Annotated in this window: 18 protein-coding genes; 1 reads left to right on the plus strand and 17 read right to left on the minus strand. The window is 74.4% G+C overall.

Annotated elements, in window-relative coordinates:
• The 3 genes from F1544_RS15435 to glmS form a co-directional block, all read right to left on the minus strand.
• A partial coding sequence (locus F1544_RS15435; RefSeq protein WP_306669064.1) for an NAD(P)H-hydrate epimerase occupies positions 1-248 on the minus strand: 248 nt, incomplete at its 3' end.
• A 98-nt stretch (positions 249-346) separates the two neighbouring features.
• Entirely contained in the window at positions 347-700 is a 354-nt protein-coding gene (locus F1544_RS15440; protein ID WP_167586952.1) for a holo-ACP synthase, read from the minus strand.
• Positions 701-768: 68 nt separating this feature from the next.
• The gene (gene glmS / locus F1544_RS15445; RefSeq protein ID WP_167586954.1) at positions 769-2,631 is read right to left on the minus strand and encodes a glutamine--fructose-6-phosphate transaminase (isomerizing); all 1,863 of its coding nucleotides are present in this window, start codon (positions 2,629-2,631) and stop codon (positions 769-771) included.
• 152 nt (positions 2,632-2,783) lie between these two features.
• Here glmS and coaA point away from each other — a divergent pair, with 152 nt between their 5' ends.
• Positions 2,784-3,743: a type I pantothenate kinase gene (coaA, locus tag F1544_RS15450; RefSeq protein ID WP_208971976.1), complete on the plus strand. Its 960-nt coding sequence runs from the start codon at positions 2,784-2,786 to the stop codon at positions 3,741-3,743.
• A gap of 15 nt (positions 3,744-3,758) precedes the next feature.
• On the opposite strand, the gene F1544_RS26485 is transcribed toward coaA, so the two are convergent.
• From F1544_RS26485 to map, 14 genes are all read right to left on the minus strand, one after another.
• The gene (locus F1544_RS26485) at positions 3,759-4,832 is read right to left on the minus strand and encodes a GNAT family N-acetyltransferase (protein WP_167586958.1); all 1,074 of its coding nucleotides are present in this window, start codon (positions 4,830-4,832) and stop codon (positions 3,759-3,761) included.
• A 72-nt stretch (positions 4,833-4,904) separates the two neighbouring features.
• Positions 4,905-6,254: a phosphoglucosamine mutase gene (gene glmM, locus F1544_RS15460; protein ID WP_167587016.1), complete on the minus strand. Its 1,350-nt coding sequence runs from the start codon at positions 6,252-6,254 to the stop codon at positions 4,905-4,907.
• Positions 6,255-6,388: 134 nt separating this feature from the next.
• The gene (rpsI, locus tag F1544_RS15465) at positions 6,389-6,886 is read right to left on the minus strand and encodes a 30S ribosomal protein S9 (RefSeq protein WP_373368088.1); all 498 of its coding nucleotides are present in this window, start codon (positions 6,884-6,886) and stop codon (positions 6,389-6,391) included.
• 35 nt (positions 6,887-6,921) lie between these two features.
• Positions 6,922-7,365: a 50S ribosomal protein L13 gene (gene rplM, locus F1544_RS15470; RefSeq protein ID WP_167586960.1), complete on the minus strand. Its 444-nt coding sequence runs from the start codon at positions 7,363-7,365 to the stop codon at positions 6,922-6,924.
• A 164-nt stretch (positions 7,366-7,529) separates the two neighbouring features.
• Positions 7,530-9,224 (minus strand): ATP-binding cassette domain-containing protein, encoded by a 1,695-nt coding sequence (locus F1544_RS15475; RefSeq protein WP_167586961.1) that lies wholly within the window; start codon positions 9,222-9,224, stop codon positions 7,530-7,532.
• 49 nt (positions 9,225-9,273) lie between these two features.
• Entirely contained in the window at positions 9,274-9,762 is a 489-nt protein-coding gene (locus F1544_RS15480) for a SixA phosphatase family protein (protein ID WP_167586963.1), read from the minus strand.
• Between the two features lie 82 nt (positions 9,763-9,844).
• The gene (truA, locus tag F1544_RS15485; protein ID WP_167586965.1) at positions 9,845-10,732 is read right to left on the minus strand and encodes a tRNA pseudouridine(38-40) synthase TruA; all 888 of its coding nucleotides are present in this window, start codon (positions 10,730-10,732) and stop codon (positions 9,845-9,847) included.
• 17 nt (positions 10,733-10,749) lie between these two features.
• Positions 10,750-11,367, minus strand: coding sequence for a 50S ribosomal protein L17 (rplQ, locus tag F1544_RS15490; protein WP_167586967.1), 618 nt, complete (start codon positions 11,365-11,367; stop codon positions 10,750-10,752).
• A 63-nt stretch (positions 11,368-11,430) separates the two neighbouring features.
• On the minus strand, positions 11,431-12,444 hold the full coding sequence (locus tag F1544_RS15495; RefSeq protein ID WP_167586970.1) for a DNA-directed RNA polymerase subunit alpha: 1,014 nt from the start codon (positions 12,442-12,444) through the stop codon (positions 11,431-11,433).
• Between the two features lie 143 nt (positions 12,445-12,587).
• A complete protein-coding gene (rpsK, locus tag F1544_RS15500) occupies positions 12,588-12,995 on the minus strand; it encodes a 30S ribosomal protein S11 (protein ID WP_166605562.1) in 408 nt (135 codons plus the stop codon).
• Between the two features lie 84 nt (positions 12,996-13,079).
• Complete coding sequence (gene rpsM, locus F1544_RS15505) at positions 13,080-13,460, minus strand: 30S ribosomal protein S13 (RefSeq protein WP_167586972.1); 381 nt, start codon at positions 13,458-13,460, stop codon at positions 13,080-13,082.
• A gap of 164 nt (positions 13,461-13,624) precedes the next feature.
• A complete protein-coding gene (gene rpmJ / locus F1544_RS15510; protein WP_009740505.1) occupies positions 13,625-13,738 on the minus strand; it encodes a 50S ribosomal protein L36 in 114 nt (37 codons plus the stop codon).
• A 43-nt stretch (positions 13,739-13,781) separates the two neighbouring features.
• Positions 13,782-14,003 (minus strand): translation initiation factor IF-1, encoded by a 222-nt coding sequence (gene infA / locus F1544_RS15515; RefSeq protein WP_166605559.1) that lies wholly within the window; start codon positions 14,001-14,003, stop codon positions 13,782-13,784.
• A 163-nt stretch (positions 14,004-14,166) separates the two neighbouring features.
• Positions 14,167-14,979 carry a type I methionyl aminopeptidase gene (map, locus tag F1544_RS15520; protein ID WP_167586974.1) on the minus strand — a complete coding sequence of 271 codons (813 nt, stop codon included), beginning with the start codon at positions 14,977-14,979 and terminating at the stop codon, positions 14,167-14,169.
• Position 14,980 lies beyond the last annotated feature (1 nt).

Below are 14,980 nucleotides of genomic sequence, written 5' to 3' on the forward strand. Positions count from 1 at the left end.
GCGCGGGCCGCCGCGAGCCCGCCCGGGTGCACGCGCTCCGCGGTCCGCAGCACGACGACGGCGGCGCCGCGGCGCGCGAGCCGGCCGGCGGCGTAGAGGGCGTCGCCGCCGTTGTCACCCGCCCCGGCCAGCACGACGACGCGGCGGCCCACCACCCCGCCGGTGCGCGCGCGCAGCACGGCGGCGCACTCGACGGCCAGGGCGGCGGCGGCGCGCTGCATGAGGGCGCCCTCGGGCGAGCGGGCCATCACGGCGGCCTCGGCGGCCCGGACGTCGGCGGTGCGGTGCGCGGGGATCACGCGGGCGAGCCTCGCACCGCGCCCGCGCCGGCGCACTCAGACGCCGGTCAGCGGCCTTCGGCGACGACCATCGCGGAGGCGATGCCCGCGTCGTGCGAGAGCGAGAGGTGGAAGGTCTCGACCCCGAGGTCCGCGGCGATCTTGGCCACGCTGCCGCGCACGACGATCTGCGGCCGGTGGCCGTTCTCGCGCTCGACGACGACGTCGCGCCACACCAGGCCCACGGGAGCCCCGAGCGACTTGGCGACGGCCTCCTTCGCGGCGAAGCGCGCGGCGAGCGACTCGGCGGGCAGGCCCCGCTCCCCGTCGCCGAAGAGGCGGTCCAGCAGGCGTGGCGTGCGCTCGATCTGTCGCACGAACCTCGCGATGTCCACCACGTCGATCCCGATCCCGACGATCATGCGGGTCCCCCTCCGGCCGAGGCGCCACCGTCCCACGGTGCGGCGCGCCCGGCTGCGGCGGGGTGGGCTCACTCGACCGTGACGGACTTCGCCAGGTTGCGCGGCTGGTCGACGTCGAGGCCCTTGGCGGTCGCGAGCTCGCACGCGAAGACCTGCAGCGGCACCACGGCCAGCAGGGGCGAGAGCAGCGTCGAGGTCTGCGGGATGCGGATGATCACGTCGGCGAAGGGCTCGACCGCCGTGTCGCCGACCTCGGCGATGACCAGGGTGCGCGCGCCGCGGGCCCGCACCTCCTGGATGTTCGAGACGACCTTGGCGTGCAGCGAGTGCCGCCCGCGCGGGGAGGGCACGACGACGAACACCGGCTGGCCGGGTTCGACGAGTGCGATCGGGCCGTGCTTCAGCTCGCCGGCCGCGAAGCCCTCGGCGTGGATGTAGGCGAGCTCCTTGAGCTTCAGCGCGCCCTCCATCGCCACGGGGTAGCCGACGTGGCGGCCCAGGAACAGCACCGAGCGGGTGTCGGCCATGTAGCGGGCGATCTCGCGGACCTGCTCGAGGCCGTCGAGCACCTGCCGGACCTGGCCGGGGATCTCCTGCAGCTGCTCCATCACGCCGGCGACCTCGTCGGCGTACTTGTCGCCGCGCAGCTGCGCCAGGTACAGGCCCAGCAGGTAGCAGGCCGTGATCTGCGCGAGGAACGCCTTGGTCGAGGCGACCGCGATCTCCGGGCCCGCGTGGGTGTAGAGCGCGGCGTCGGACTCGCGCGGGATCGTCGAGCCGTTGGTGTTGCAGATGGCCAGGACGCGCGCGCCCTGCTCGCGCGCGTGGCGCACCGCCATGATCGTGTCCATCGTCTCGCCCGACTGCGAGATCGCGACGACCAGCGTCCGCTCGTCGACCACGGGGTCGCGGTAGCGGAACTCGTGCGCGAGGTCCACCTCGACGGGGATCCGGCACCAGTGCTCGATGGCGTACTTCGCGACCTGCCCGGCGTAGGCCGCCGTCCCGCAGGCGACCACGACGATCTTGTTCACGGCGCGCAGGTCGGCCTCGGAGATCTTCATCTCGTCCAGGACGAGGCGGCCCGTGGCGTCCGTGCGGCCCAGCAGGGTGTCCGCGATCGCCTGGGGCTGGTCGTGGATCTCCTTGGCCATGAAGCTGGGGAAGCCGCCCTTCTCGGCGGCCGCGGCGTCCCAGTCGACGTGGAAGCGGCGGCCCTCGGCGGGACGGCCGTCGAAGCCCTGCACGCGCACCGCGTCGGGGGTGATGGTGACGACCTGGTCCTGGCCGAGCTCCAGCGCCTCGCGGGTGTGGGCGATGAACGCCGCGACGTCGGAGCCGAGGTAGTTCGCGCCCTCGCCCAGGCCCACGACGAGCGGGGAGTTGCGGCGCGCGCCCACGATCGTGCCCGGCGCCCCGCGGTGCACGGCGAGGAGCGTGAACGCCCCCTCCAGCCGCGCGCACACGAGCCGCATGGCCTCGGTGAGGTCCTGCGTGCGGGCGAACTCCGCGCCCAGCAGGTGCGCGACGACCTCGGTGTCGGTCTCGCTCGTGAACGGCACGCCCGCCTCGAGCAGTTCGCCGCGCAGCACGGCGAAGTTCTCGACGATGCCGTTGTGGATGACCGCGACGGTGCCGGACGCGTCGACGTGGGGGTGCGCGTTCTCGTCGGTGGGCCCGCCGTGGGTGGCCCAGCGGGTGTGCCCGATCGCCGTGGTCGAGGCGGCCAGCGGGTCCAGGTCGAGGGCCTCGACGAGGTTGACCAGCTTGCCGGAGCGCTTGCGGACGTCGAGGCCGTCCGGCGTCACGACGGCGATGCCCGCGGAGTCGTAGCCCCGGTACTCCAGGCGCCGCAGCCCCTCCAGGACGACGGCGGTGCCGTCGACGGCGCCCGCGTGCTCGGAGCTGACGTATCCGACGATTCCGCACATGGTTGCCAGCCTACGGTGGGTGACGGCGCGCCGAGGGCGTCCGCGCGCCGTCCCTCCGGACGGCCCAACGGCGCCCGCGCCCGCCGGGGGCGGTGCGGGCACCCGGTAGCGTTCGGCCCGTGAGCACCGCTGGTCCGGCCCACGAGGCGCAGCTGCCCGCGGAGCGCGCCGGCGTCCGGGACGCCTCGCCCTACGTCGAGCTGGACCGCAAGGCCTGGAGCGAGCTGCGCGCCTCGACACCGCTGACCCTCACGGCCGAGGACGTCTCGCGCCTGCGCGGCCTCGGGGACCGCATCGACCTGCGGGAGGTCGAGGAGGTCTACCTGCCGCTGTCGCGGCTGCTGACCCTCTACGACCGCGCCGCCGGCAGCCTGCACGCCGCGACGTCGACGTTCCTCGGCGAGCGCACGGCGCGCACCCCGTTCGTCATCGGCGTCGCCGGGTCCGTGGCCGTCGGGAAGTCGACGACGGCGCGCATCCTGCGGGAGCTGCTGTCGCACTGGCCCGAGACGCCGCGCGTGGAGCTCCTCACGACCGACGGGTTCCTGCTGCCCAACGCCGAGCTGGAGCGCCGGGGCATCCTGCACCGCAAGGGCTTCCCCGAGTCCTACGACCGGCGGGCGCTGCTGCGGTTCGTGTCCGCCGTGAAGTCCGGCGCCCCCGAGGTGCGGGCGCCGGTGTACTCCCACCTCACCTACGACATCGTCGAGGGCGAGGAGGTCGTCGTCCGCCAGCCCGACGTCCTCATCGTCGAGGGCCTCAACGTCCTGCAGCCGGCCCGCGTGCGGGCCGACGGCACGCAGGGCGTGACCGTCAGCGACTACTTCGACTTCTCCGTCTACGTGGACGCCCGCACCGACGACGTCCGCAACTGGTACGTCTCGCGGTTCCTGCGCCTGCGCGAGACGGCGTTCAGCCGGCCGGAGTCCTACTTCCACCGCTACGCCGGCCTCACCGACTCCGAGGCCGTGACGCGCGCGCAGCGCATCTGGCACACCATCAACGAGCCGAACCTCGTGGAGAACGTCCGGCCCACCCGCGCCCGGGCGACGCTGGTGCTGGCCAAGGACTCCGACCACTCCGTGCGCCGCGTCCGCCTGCGCAAGCTGTAGCCGGGCGCGCCGGGCCTAGCGCCGCACCGCGTCCCGGGCGGCGAGGGCGCTGCGGACGTCCGCGACGGGGGCCTCGAGCTCCTCGCACAGCTCGTCGAGCCGGAACCCCATGGCCTCGTTCACCGCGATCATCGGGACGTTGGACGTCGCGTTCCAGGTGGACACCCTCGTCGCCTCCGGCGCGTCGGCGACGGCGGCGCGCAGGGCGGCGACCTTGAGCAGCGTCCCGAGCCGGTGCCCGCGGTGCTCCGCCACCACCAGGGTGTCCCACTGCTGTAGGCGGTCCGGCTCGTGCGCGGACTGCACGAGCGTCGTGTAGCCGACGAGGGTGCCGGCGGCGTCGGCCGCGACGGCGGTCCAGCTGCGCCGGCCCTGCGCGCGCCGCAGCGCCTCCCCCGAGCGCACGCGCGCCGCGTCCCACACCTCCGGCTCGACGGCGAGGTCGCCCTGCGGGGCGTCGGTGCTCATGCGGGCCATCAGCCCCGCCACCGCCTCGACGTCGGGCTCGGGCACGGCGTCGGGGAAGGTCCACCAGCGGTAGCCCGCGGCGTGCGGCCGGGCGGCGGCCTCCAGGTCGTCCAGCGTCCGCGCCGGCACGGGCAGGGCGAGCTGGCGGCGCGCCTCGACCAGCCCGGGGGCGAAGCCCCAGCGCCGGAGCGCGACGGTGCCCGGCCAGGTGCCCTCGGGGTGGGCGACCGGTCGCTCGGTCTCGGCGCGCAGGACGCTGCACCCCGCGGCGGCGGCCACCTCGGCCACCGCGGCGAGCAGCCGGGTGCCGACCCCGCGGCGGCGGGAACCCGGGGGCACCGCGATCTGCAGCCGCGCGACGTGGCGGTTGTCGTGCACCGCCACCCGCACGTCGGCGGCCCCGGCCGCGGTGCCGTCGTCGTCGAGGGCCAGCAGCCAGTGCAGGACGTCGTGGTCGGTGCCGCGCGCGAGCTCGGCCCGCAGCTCCTCCGGTCGCCACGACGCGGGGTCGGGACGGTCGTGCCCCTCGCCCGCGGCGAGCGCGGCGTACCAGCGGTCGAAGAACTCCCCCGCCCACGCCTCGCGGGCGGGGTCGTCGGACGACGTCGTCACGAGTCTCACCCGCTCAGTGAAGCGGGCCGCCGCTGCCCGGGGCGAGCGCTTTTCCGCGGGCCCGGGCGGAGGGGGCCGGCCTCAGAGGGCCAGGCGGTCCCGCACGACGACGGCGAGCCGGTCGGCGATCTCCTGCGCGTGCCCCAGCTCGGCGGCCTCGACCATGACCCGCACCAGGGGCTCGGTGCCGGAGGAGCGCAGCAGGACGCGGCCGAGGCCGGCGAGCTCCGCGTCGGCGGCGGCGACGGCGGCCTGCAGCCCCTCGTCGGTGGCGGCCCGGGCCTTGTCGACCCCGCGCACGTTGACGAGGACCTGCGGCAGGCGCTGCACGACGCCCGCGAGGTCGGCGAGGCTGCGGCCCGTCTGCGTCATGCGGCCCGCGAGCTGCAGGGCCGTGAGGACGCCGTCACCCGTCGTCGCGTGCGAGGGCAGCACCACGTGGCCGCTCTGCTCTCCGCCGATGCTGAACCCGCCCGCGGTCAGGGCCTCCAGCACGTAGCGGTCGCCCACGCCGGTCACGACCATCCGGACGCCCTCGCGCTCCATGGCCAGCTTCAGCCCGAGGTTGCTCATGACGGTCGCGACGAGCGTGTCGTCCGTGAGCTCACCGCGCTCCTTCAGCGCGAGCGCGAGCACGGCCATGATCTGGTCGCCGTCGACGACCTCGCCCGCCGCGTCCACGGCCAGGCAGCGGTCCGCGTCGCCGTCGAGCGCGACCCCGAGGTCGGCGCCGTGCGCCAGGACGGCGGCCTGCAGCGGCCCGAGGTGCGTGGAGCCGACCCCGTCGTTGATGTTCAGCCCGTCCGGCGCGGCCGCCAGCGCGGTCACCCGGGCGCCGGCCTCGGCGAGGACCCGGGGCGCGATGGCGCTGGCCGCGCCGTGGGCGCAGTCGACGACGACGTGCAGCCCGTCGAGGGAGTGCGGCAGCGAGGCGAGGACGTGCGCGACGTAGGCGTCCGCGGCGGCGGCCTCGACCACCGGGCCGCGCTCGACGCGGCCCACGTCGGCGCCGGTCGGGCGGTGCGCGACGCCGTCGCGGTACGCCTTCTCGACCGCGTCCTCGACGTCGTCGGGCAGCTTGGTGCCGCCGCGGGCGAAGATCTTCAGCCCGTTGTCGGGCATGGGGTTGTGCGAGGCGGAGAGCATCACGCCGAAGTCGCTGCCGGTGAGGCCGACCAGGTGGGCCAGGGCCGGGGTGGGGACGACGCCCACGTCGCGCACGTCCACGCCCGCGCTGGCGAGGCCGGCCACGACGGCGGCGGAGAGGAACTCCCCGGACGCGCGGGGGTCGCGCGCCACGAGGGCGGTGGTGCGCCCGCTCGCGGCGCCGAGGACGCCCGCGGCGGCCACCGACAGGCCCAGGGCCATCTCGGCGGTGAGGTCGACGTTCGCGACACCGCGCACGCCGTCGGTCCCGAAGATGCGGCCCACTGCGTCGTCCTCCTCCTGCCCGGCCTCGCGGCCGGACGTGCTGCTGGGCACCTGCCGCAGACGCCAAGACGGCCCCGGGGTCGCCCCCGGGGCCGTCTGGCGGCTGCTGCCGTCCGCGCGGTGCGCGGGCGGGATCAGCGCTTGCTGAACTGAGGCGCCTTGCGGGCCTTCTTGAGTCCGGCCTTCTTGCGCTCGATGGCGCGCGGGTCGCGGGTCAGGAAGCCGGCCTTCTTCAGCGCCGGGCGGTTGGCCTCGAGGTCGATCGCGTTCAGCGCGCGGGCCACGCCGAGGCGCAGGGCGCCGGCCTGACCGGACGAGCCGCCGCCGTGGATGCGGGCGACGACGTCGAAGGAGCTCTCCAGCTCGGTGACCCGGAACGGCTCGTTGACGAGCTGCTGGTGCACCTTGTTGGGGAAGTAGTTGTCCAGCTCACGGCCGTTGATGACCCACTTGCCGGTGCCCGGGACGATGCGCACGCGGGCGATGGCCTGCTTGCGCCGGCCCGTCGCCGCACCGGGGGCGATGATGCTGGACCCGCCGGTCCGCGGCTGCGCGGACTCGGAGGTGTAGGTGCCCGTGAACTCGTCGGACTCGGTGATGTCCTCGACGGTCTCGGTGGTGTACTCGGCCACGATTCTCCTCAGTCAGTTCGCAGTGGGCGCAGTGCTCACTGCGCGACCTGGGTCAGCTGGTACGGCACGGGCTGCTGGGCCGCGTGCGGGTGCTCAGAGCCCGCGTAGACCTTGAGCTTGGACAGGACCTGACGGCCCAGCGAGTTCTTGGGGATCATCCCGCGGATGGCCTTCTCGACGGCCTTCTCCGGGTTCTTCTCCAGGAGCTCGGTGTACGAGGTGGCGCGCAGGCCGCCCGGGTAGCCGGAGTGGCGGTACGCCAGCTTCTGCTCCCGCTTGGAGCCCGTGAGGGCCACCTTGGCCGCGTTGATGATGATGACGTGGTCACCACCGTCGACGTGCGGGGCGTAGGTCGGCTTGTGCTTGCCACGGAGGAGGATCGCGGTCTGCGACGCGAGGCGCCCGAGCACGACGTCCTCAGCGTCGATGACGAGCCAACGGCGGTCGATGTCGCCTGGCTTCGGGGTGAACGTGCGCACGGGACTAGCCCAACTCCTCGAGACGGTTTCCGGACATGGCCCTCGCTCGGGGCCGCCGGGGTGGGCAGGCACTGCGTGGGCGCAACGGCCAGTCACGTTACCTTCCGGGTGGCCGCAGGGTCAAAACGGTGCGGTTCCGGGGGTCGCGCGGGCCGGGAGGCTGCTCAGCGTGCCCGGAGGACCCGACCAGCGTCCCAGACCGGCTCGGGTGCCTCGAACACGCCGCCGTCCTCGCCGAAGACGAGGAAGCGGTCGAAGCCGCGGGCGAACCAGCGGTCGTGGGTGACGGCCACGACCGTGCCCTCGAACGCCGCGAGCGCCTCCTCCAGGGCCTCGGCCGAGTGCAGGTCGAGGTTGTCCGTCGGCTCGTCCAGCAGCAGCAGCGTGGCGCCGGACAGCTCCAGCAGCAGGATCTGCAGCCGCGCCTGCTGGCCGCCCGAGAGGTGCTCGAAGCGCTGCTCGGCGGCCTCGGCGAGGCCGTAGCGGTCCAGGGCGCGCGAGGCCGTCTCGCGGTCCATGCCGCTGCGGTGGCCCGTGCCGCGGTGCAGCACCTCGAGCAGGGTGCGCCCCGCCAGCGTCGGCTGCTCGTGCGTCTGCGCGAACCAGCCGGGGCGCACGCGGGCCCCCAGCCGCGCGGAGCCGGTGTGCGCGACGGGCGCCACGGGGGTGCCGCCGTCCTCCTCCCCGACCGGCTGGTGCTCGAGGTCGGGGTCGCTGCCGCCGGCGGCCAGCAGCCGCAGGAAGTGCGACTTGCCGGAGCCGTTGGCGCCGAGCACCGCCACCCGGTCGCCCAGCCACAGCTCCGCGTCGAAGGGCCGCATGAGGCCCGTCAGCTCCAACCGCTCGCAGACCACGGCGCGCTTGCCCGTGCGCCCGCCCCGCAGCCGCATCCGCACGTCCTGGGCCGCGGGCGGGGCCTGCGGCGGGCCGGCCTCCTCGAACTTGGCCAGCCGGGTCTGCGCGGCGGCGTAGCGCGAGGCCAGGCCGTCGTTGAACTTGGCCTTCTCCCGCAGCGTGAGGACCAGGGCGCGCAGCTTGACCCGCTCCTCGTCCCAGCGCCGGCGCAGCTCCTCCAGCCGCTCGCCGCGGGCCGTGCGCGCCGCGCCGTAGGAGGCGAAGGAGCCGCCGTGCACCCACGCGACGGCGCCCAGCGCGCCCGGTTCGAGGGTCACGATCCGGTCGGCCGCGGCGGCCAGGAGCTCGCGGTCGTGGCTGACGAGCAGGACCGACTTCGGCGTCTCGCGCAGCTGCTGCTCGAGCCAGCGCTTGCCGGGCACGTCGAGGTAGTTGTCCGGCTCGTCCAGCAGCAGGACCTCGTCGTCGCCGCGCAGCAGGGCCTCCAGCACGAGCCGCTTCTGCTCCCCGCCCGACAGCGTCCGCACGAGGCGGTGCTGGCAGCGGTCGAACTCCACGCCGAGCGCCGCGAGGGTGCAGGAGTCCCACAGCACCTCGGCGTCGTAGCCGCCGGCGTCGCCGAAGTCGGCCAGGGCGTGGGCGTAGCGCATCTGCTCGCGCTCGGCGTCGGTCTCGAGCATGGCCAGCTCCGCGGCGTCGACGGCGGCCGCGGCCTCGCGCAGCCGGGGCCCGGCGACCGAGACGAGCAGCTCGCGCACGGACGTGTCGTCGCGCAGGGACCCCACGAACTGGCGCATGACGCCGAGGCCGCCGCTGCGGGCCACGGCCCCGGACTGCACCGGCAGGTCGTCCGCGATGAGCCGCAGCAGCGTCGTCTTGCCGGTGCCGTTCGGGCCGATCAGGGCGGTGGTCCGGCCGTCGGAGACGCGGAAGCTCACCTCCGACAGCAGCGGCCTGCCGTCGGGGAGCTCGTGACTGACGGCCTGGACGTCGACGTGACCCACACCCCCGAGTGTGCCGTCCCGCGGGGCGGTGCTGGACCGGGTTGCCGGCTCAGTCCTCCGCGCGGGCCGTGTGGAGGGTGCGCAGGGTGCAGCTGGTGGAGTCGGCGTCGGCCCAGGAGCCCTCGACGTCGAGGACGGCGACCTGGCAGGTGCGCAGCTGGTGCACCTCCCCCGTCAGGGCCTCCACGAGGGCGCTCACGCCGGGGTTGTGCGCCACGAGGACGACGGTCGCCTCGGGGCCGTCGATGTCCAGCCCCCGCACGATGCGCAGCAGGTCGCCCAGCGACGCCTCGTACAGCCGTTCCTCGTCGACGACGACGGGCTCGACGCCCCACGCGTCGAGCAGCCGCGCGGTGGTCTCCTCGGTGCGCCGGGCCGGCGACGTCAGCAGCAGCTGCGGGGACGCGACCGCGCCGGCGAGCCAGCGGCCCGCCTCCTCGGCGTCCGCGCGGCCCCGCGGGGACAGCGGGCGGGCGATGTCCTGGAGTCCGGGCGGGCTGTCGGCCTTGGCGTGGCGGACGACGACGAGCGTGGGCACGGCTCCAGCGTGCCCGACCCGGGTCGCGGGCGGCGCCCCGGGTCACCGGGTGCCCGCTGAGGCGGGAGGTGGGGCGGGCGGTTCAGTCGGGCGGCAGGGTCCGCACGGCGCGGGCCTCGCGCGCCCGGGCCGCGAGGTCGGCGTCGGGCGGGTAGACGACCTCCTCCAGGCACAGGCCGTGCGGTCCGACGACCGTGACGGCGGGGTCGCGGACGCCGGCGGTCAGCACCTCGGCGGGCCAGGCGACGGGGTGGCGGCCCTCCCCCACCGCGAGGACGGCGCCGACGAGCGCGCGGACCATCGAGTGGCAGAAGGCGTCCGCCTGCACGTCGGCGACGACGAGGCCGTCGTCGCCCTCGTCGCGGCGCCAGCCGTAGCGCAGCAGCGTGCGCACCGTCGTGGCGCCGTCGCGGGGGCGGCAGTAGGCGGCGAAGTCGTGCAGGCCGACGAGCCGGGAGGCGGCCTCGTCCATGGCGGCCACGTCGAGGGGGCGCCGGTGGGCGAGCACGTCCAGGCGCCGCAGCGGCGGTGCGCCCGCGGGGTCGTCGCTGACCCGGTAGGCGTAGCGGCGGCGCAGGGCGCCGAAGCGCGCGTCGAAGCCCGCCGGGGCGAGCCGGGCGCCGTGCACGCGGACGTCGGCGGGCAGGACCCCCGCCAGGCGCCGCACGAGGGCCGCCGGGGGCTCGGCGACCGACCGGCCGGGGACGCCGTCCCAGGCCGCGCGCGGGACGTCCACGTGGACCACCTGGCCGCGGGCGTGCACGCCGGCGTCCGTGCGGCCCGCGACGATGAGGCGGGGCGCCGGGTCCAGGCGGAGCACCCGGGCGAGGGCGGCCGTCAGGACGCCCTGGACGGTGCGCAGCCCGGGCTGCTCGGCCCAGCCCGCGAAGGCCGTGCCGTCGTAGCCCAGGTCCAGGCGGACGCGGACGAGCCCGCCGTCCCCGGTGTCGGGGAGGGCGGGCTCGTCCACGGACGGGAGGGAGGCGCTCAGGCCTTGCCCTCGGTGTCCGCGACGTCGGGCAGGGTGTCCGGCTGGTCCACGCTGCCGGCCTCGACCTCGGGGACCTCGGTCGTGGTGCCAGCGGTCGTGCCCTCGGCGGGCGCGGTCTCGGCCGTGGTGGCCTCGTCCGTGCTCGTCGCGGGAGCCTCGTCGCCGACGACGACCTCGTCGGCGGCGGGAGCAGCGGCCGGCGCGGTCGCGGCGGCGACCTGCTCGGCCTCGCGGACGGTGGCCTGCTTGGCGCTGACCGGCTCGAGGACGAGCGCGATCACGGCCATGGGGGCCTTGTCGCCGCGGCGCGGGCCGATCTTCACGATGCGGGTGTAGCCGCCCGAGCGCTCGGCCATCGCCGGGGCGATGTCGGTGAAGAGCTCGTGGACGACGCCCTTGTCCTTGACCGTGCGCATGACACGGCGGCGGGAGGCGAGGTCACCCTGCTTCGCGAAGGTGATCAGCCGCTCGGCGTAGGGCCGCAGCCGCCGGGCCTTGGCCTCGGTGGTGGTGATGCTGCGGTGCTCGAAGAGCTGCGTCGCCAGGTTGGCCAGGATGTGCCGCTGGTGGGCCGGCCCGCCGCCGAGCCGCGCACCTTTGGTGGGGGTGGGCATGTGTGTCGATCTCCTCGGTGATTCTCAGCCCCCTCGGTGGAGGGGGCTGAGGTGCGGACTAGCTCAGAGCTGCTCGTCCTCGGCGAAGGACTGGTCGTCCTCCTCGAAGTCGTTGACGACGGCGCTCGGGTCGAACCCGGGCGGGGAGTCCTTGAGGTGCAGGCCCATGCCGACGAGCTTGGCCTTCACCTCGTCGATGGACTTCTGCCCGAAGTTGCGGATGTCCAGCAGGTCGGCCTCGCTGCGCGAGACGAGCTCGCCGACCGTGTGGATGCCCTCGCGCTTGAGGCAGTTGTAGGAGCGGACCGTGAGGTCCAGCGCCTCGATCTCGAGCGCGAGGTCGGCGGCCAGGGCCGCGTCGGTCGGGGACGGGCCCATGTCGATGCCCTCGGCCTCGACGTTGAGCTCGCGCGCCAGGCCGAACAGCTCGGTCAGCGTCTTGCCGGCCGAGGCCACGGCGTCGCGCGGGCTGATCGAGTGCTTGGTCTCGACGTCGACCACGAGGCGGTCGAAGTCGGTGCGCTGCTCGACGCGGGTCGCCTCGACCTTGTAGGTGACCTTGAGGACCGGCGAGTAGATCGAGTCGATCGGGATGCGCCCGATCTCCTGCTCACCGGACTTGTTCTGCGCCGCGGAGACGTACCCGCGACCGCGCTCGACGGTCAGCTCCAGCTCGAGCTTGCCCTTGCCGTTGAGGGTCGCGATGTGGAGGTCGGGGTTGTGGACCTCGACGCCCGCGGGGGGCGCGATGTCCGCAGCGGTGACCGCACCGGGACCCTGCTTGCGCAGGTACATGACGACCGGCTCGTCGTGCTCCGAGGAGACGACGAGGTTCTTGATGTTGAGGACGATCTCGGTGACGTCCTCCTTGACACCCGGCACGCTCGTGAACTCGTGGAGCACGCCGTCGATGCGGAGGCTCGTCACGGCCGCACCGGGGATGCTCGAGAGCAGCGTCCGGCGCAGCGAGTTGCCGAGGGTGTAGCCGAAGCCCGGCTCCAGAGGCTCGATGACGAACCGCGAGCGGTACTCGTCGACGACGTCCTCGGTGAGGGTGGGGCGCTGTGCGATCAGCACGGAGACTTCCTTCCCGCGGGCGTCCGCCATATGACGCCCCGCACGCCCGTCAGCATCGGTCCACCGACGGGGTCTGGATCGATCGTGAACTGCGTCGATCGTGCGACGGCCCCGGCGGAAGCTCCGCCGGGGTCGTCACCGGGTCAGACGCGCCGGCGCTTGGGGGGCCGGCAGCCGTTGTGCGGGCTGGGGGTGACGTCCTGGATCGCGCCGACCTCCAGGCCCGTGGCCTGCAGCGAGCGGATCGCGGTCTCGCGGCCCGAACCCGGGCCCTTCACGAAGACGTCGACCTTGCGCATGCCGTGCTCCTGGGCGCGGCGGGCCGCGGCCTCGGCAGCCATCTGGGCGGCGAAGGGGGTCGACTTGCGCGAACCCTTGAAGCCGACCTGGCCGGCGGAGGCCCAGGCGATCACCGCACCCGTGGGGTCGGTGATCGACACGATCGTGTTGTTGAACGTGCTCTTGATGTGCGCGTGGCCGTGAGCGACGTTCTTCTTCTCCTTGCGGCGCGGCTTGCGCGCCGCCGTGGCCTGGCGGCTCTTGGGAGGCATGTGGTCCGTACTCCTGGGACTCGAGGACTGAGATCGAGGGCGGGTCGGCGAACGACCCGGGCGGCCCGTGCGGGGCCGCGAGCGCTACTTGCGGCCGACCTTCTTCTTGCCGGCGACCGTGCGCTTCGGGCCCTTGCGGGTGCGGGCGTTGGTCTTGGTGCGCTGCCCGCGGACGGGCAGACCGCGGCGGTGCCGCAGACCCTGGTAGGTGCCGATCTCCACCTTGCGGCGGATGTCGGCGGCCACCTCGCGACGGAGGTCACCCTCGACGCGGTAGTTGCCCTCGATGTAGTCGCGCAGTGCGACCAGGTCCTCGTCCGAGAGGTCGCGGACGCGGAGGTCGGGGCTGACGCCAGTGGCGGCCAGCGCTGCCTTGGCGCGGGTGCGTCCGACGCCGTAGATGTACGTGAGCGCGATCTCCAGCCGCTTCTCGCGGGGGAGGTCGACGCCGACGAGACGTGCCATGCGGGATGGTCCCTTGTCTTCGCGGAGGTCTGCCGCAGCACCGGTCCCGTCGGGTTCGGACGGGTCCCCGGCCTCCGACCGGGGGTGTCGCCGGGAGCGGGGCTCCCGGCGGGTGCTGCGATGGTGCGCCGTCGCGGGACGCGACGGTCACGGGTGCTGCTGCGTCAGCCCTGGCGCTGCTTGTGGCGCAGGTTCTCGCAGATGACCATGACACGTCCGTGTCGGCGGATCACCTTGCACTTGTCGCAGATCTTCTTGACGCTCGGCTTGACCTTCATCACGTCTCCGGTCGTGCGGGCACGCAGCTCGCGGCCAGTGGGGTCACTTGTAGCGGTAGACGATGCGCCCGCGGGACAGGTCGTAAGGGCTGAGCTCGACGACCACCCGGTCCTCGGGGAGGATGCGGATGTAGTGCTGCCGCATCTTCCCGGAGATGTGGGCCAGCACCTTGTGCCCGTTGCTCAGCTCGACGCGGAACATCGCGTTGGGCAGAGCTTCGACCACGGTGCCCTCGATCTCGATGACGCCGTCCTTCTTCGGCATGTCCTCCGCTTTTCCGTCGGTGTCGGATCGTGGTCCGCGGTCCTCCCCCGCGGCTGCGGAGGAGGCATGACGGACCGACGGTCAAGCTTACGTGACGGCGAGCCGCAGACGAAATCCGCGACGGGCCACCGGAGCCGCCCTCGCGGGAGGGGCTGCGGCGCAGTCAGTCCGTGGGGACCTTCACACCCAGCGGACCGAGCTCGGAGGCCCCGCCGTCGGGGGCGGTCAGCACCCAGAGCCCCTCGTCGAGCACGGCGACCGTGTGCTCCCAGTGCGCGGCGCGCGAGCCGTCGCTCGTCACGACCGTCCACTCGTCGGCCAGGACGTCGGTCTCGTCGGTCCCCCGCGTGCACATGGGCTCGATGGCCAGGCACAGGCCCGGGCGGACCTTCGGCCCCCGGTCGCGGTCGCGGTGGTTGAGCACCTCGGGCGCCTGGTGCATGGCCGTGCCGATGCCGTGGCCGGTGTAGCCGTCCACGATCGCGAGCCGGCCGTCGACGGCGTCCTCGACGGCCGCCCCGACGTCGCCGACCCGGCCGCGCCGGTCCAGCGCCGCGATCCCCCGCCACATCGCCTGCCGCGTGATCTCGACGAGCTCCTCGTCGCCGGCCTCGCGCGGCGTCCCGACGATCTGCGTGAACGCGGAGTCGCCGTGCCAGCCGTCGACGACCGCCCCGCCGTCGATCGAGACGACGTCGCCCTCCTCGACCACCCGCCCGCCGGGGATGCCGTGCACGACGACCTCGTTGACGGAGATGCAGAGCGTCTTGGGGTAGCCGTGGTAGCCGAGGAAGTTCGACGTCCCGCCCCCGGCCCGGATGACCTCGGCCGCGACGGCGTCGAGCTCGTCGGTCGTCACGCCCGGCCGCAGCGCGGCCCGAGCGGCCTCCAGCGCGGCGTGGGTGAGCAGGCCCGCCCGGCGCATGGTGCGGATCTGCTCGGGCGTCTTCAGCTCGACCCGGTCGCGTCCGAACACG

Origin of the sequence: Kineococcus rubinsiae (assembly GCF_011839805.1) — a bacterium.
Classification (GTDB): Bacteria; Actinomycetota; Actinomycetes; order Actinomycetales; family Kineococcaceae; genus Kineococcus; species Kineococcus rubinsiae.

What these genes read in the sequence shown, in the direction of transcription:
- rplQ (WP_167586967.1), bottom strand. Translation starts at nt 11,367, where the DNA reads ATGCCCACCCCCACCAAAGGTGCGCGGCTCGGCGGCGGGCCGGCCCAC.
- rpmJ (WP_009740505.1), bottom strand. Translation starts at nt 13,738, where the DNA reads ATGAAGGTCAAGCCGAGCGTCAAGAAGATCTGCGACAAGTGCAAGGTG.
- F1544_RS15440 (WP_167586952.1), bottom strand. Translation starts at nt 700, where the DNA reads ATGATCGTCGGGATCGGGATCGACGTGGTGGACATCGCGAGGTTCGTG.
- rpsM (WP_167586972.1), bottom strand. Translation starts at nt 13,460, where the DNA reads ATGGCACGTCTCGTCGGCGTCGACCTCCCCCGCGAGAAGCGGCTGGAG.
- rpsK (WP_166605562.1), bottom strand. Translation starts at nt 12,995, where the DNA reads ATGCCTCCCAAGAGCCGCCAGGCCACGGCGGCGCGCAAGCCGCGCCGC.
- glmS (WP_167586954.1), bottom strand. Translation starts at nt 2,631, where the DNA reads ATGTGCGGAATCGTCGGATACGTCAGCTCCGAGCACGCGGGCGCCGTC.
- infA (WP_166605559.1), bottom strand. Translation starts at nt 14,003, where the DNA reads ATGCCGAAGAAGGACGGCGTCATCGAGATCGAGGGCACCGTGGTCGAA.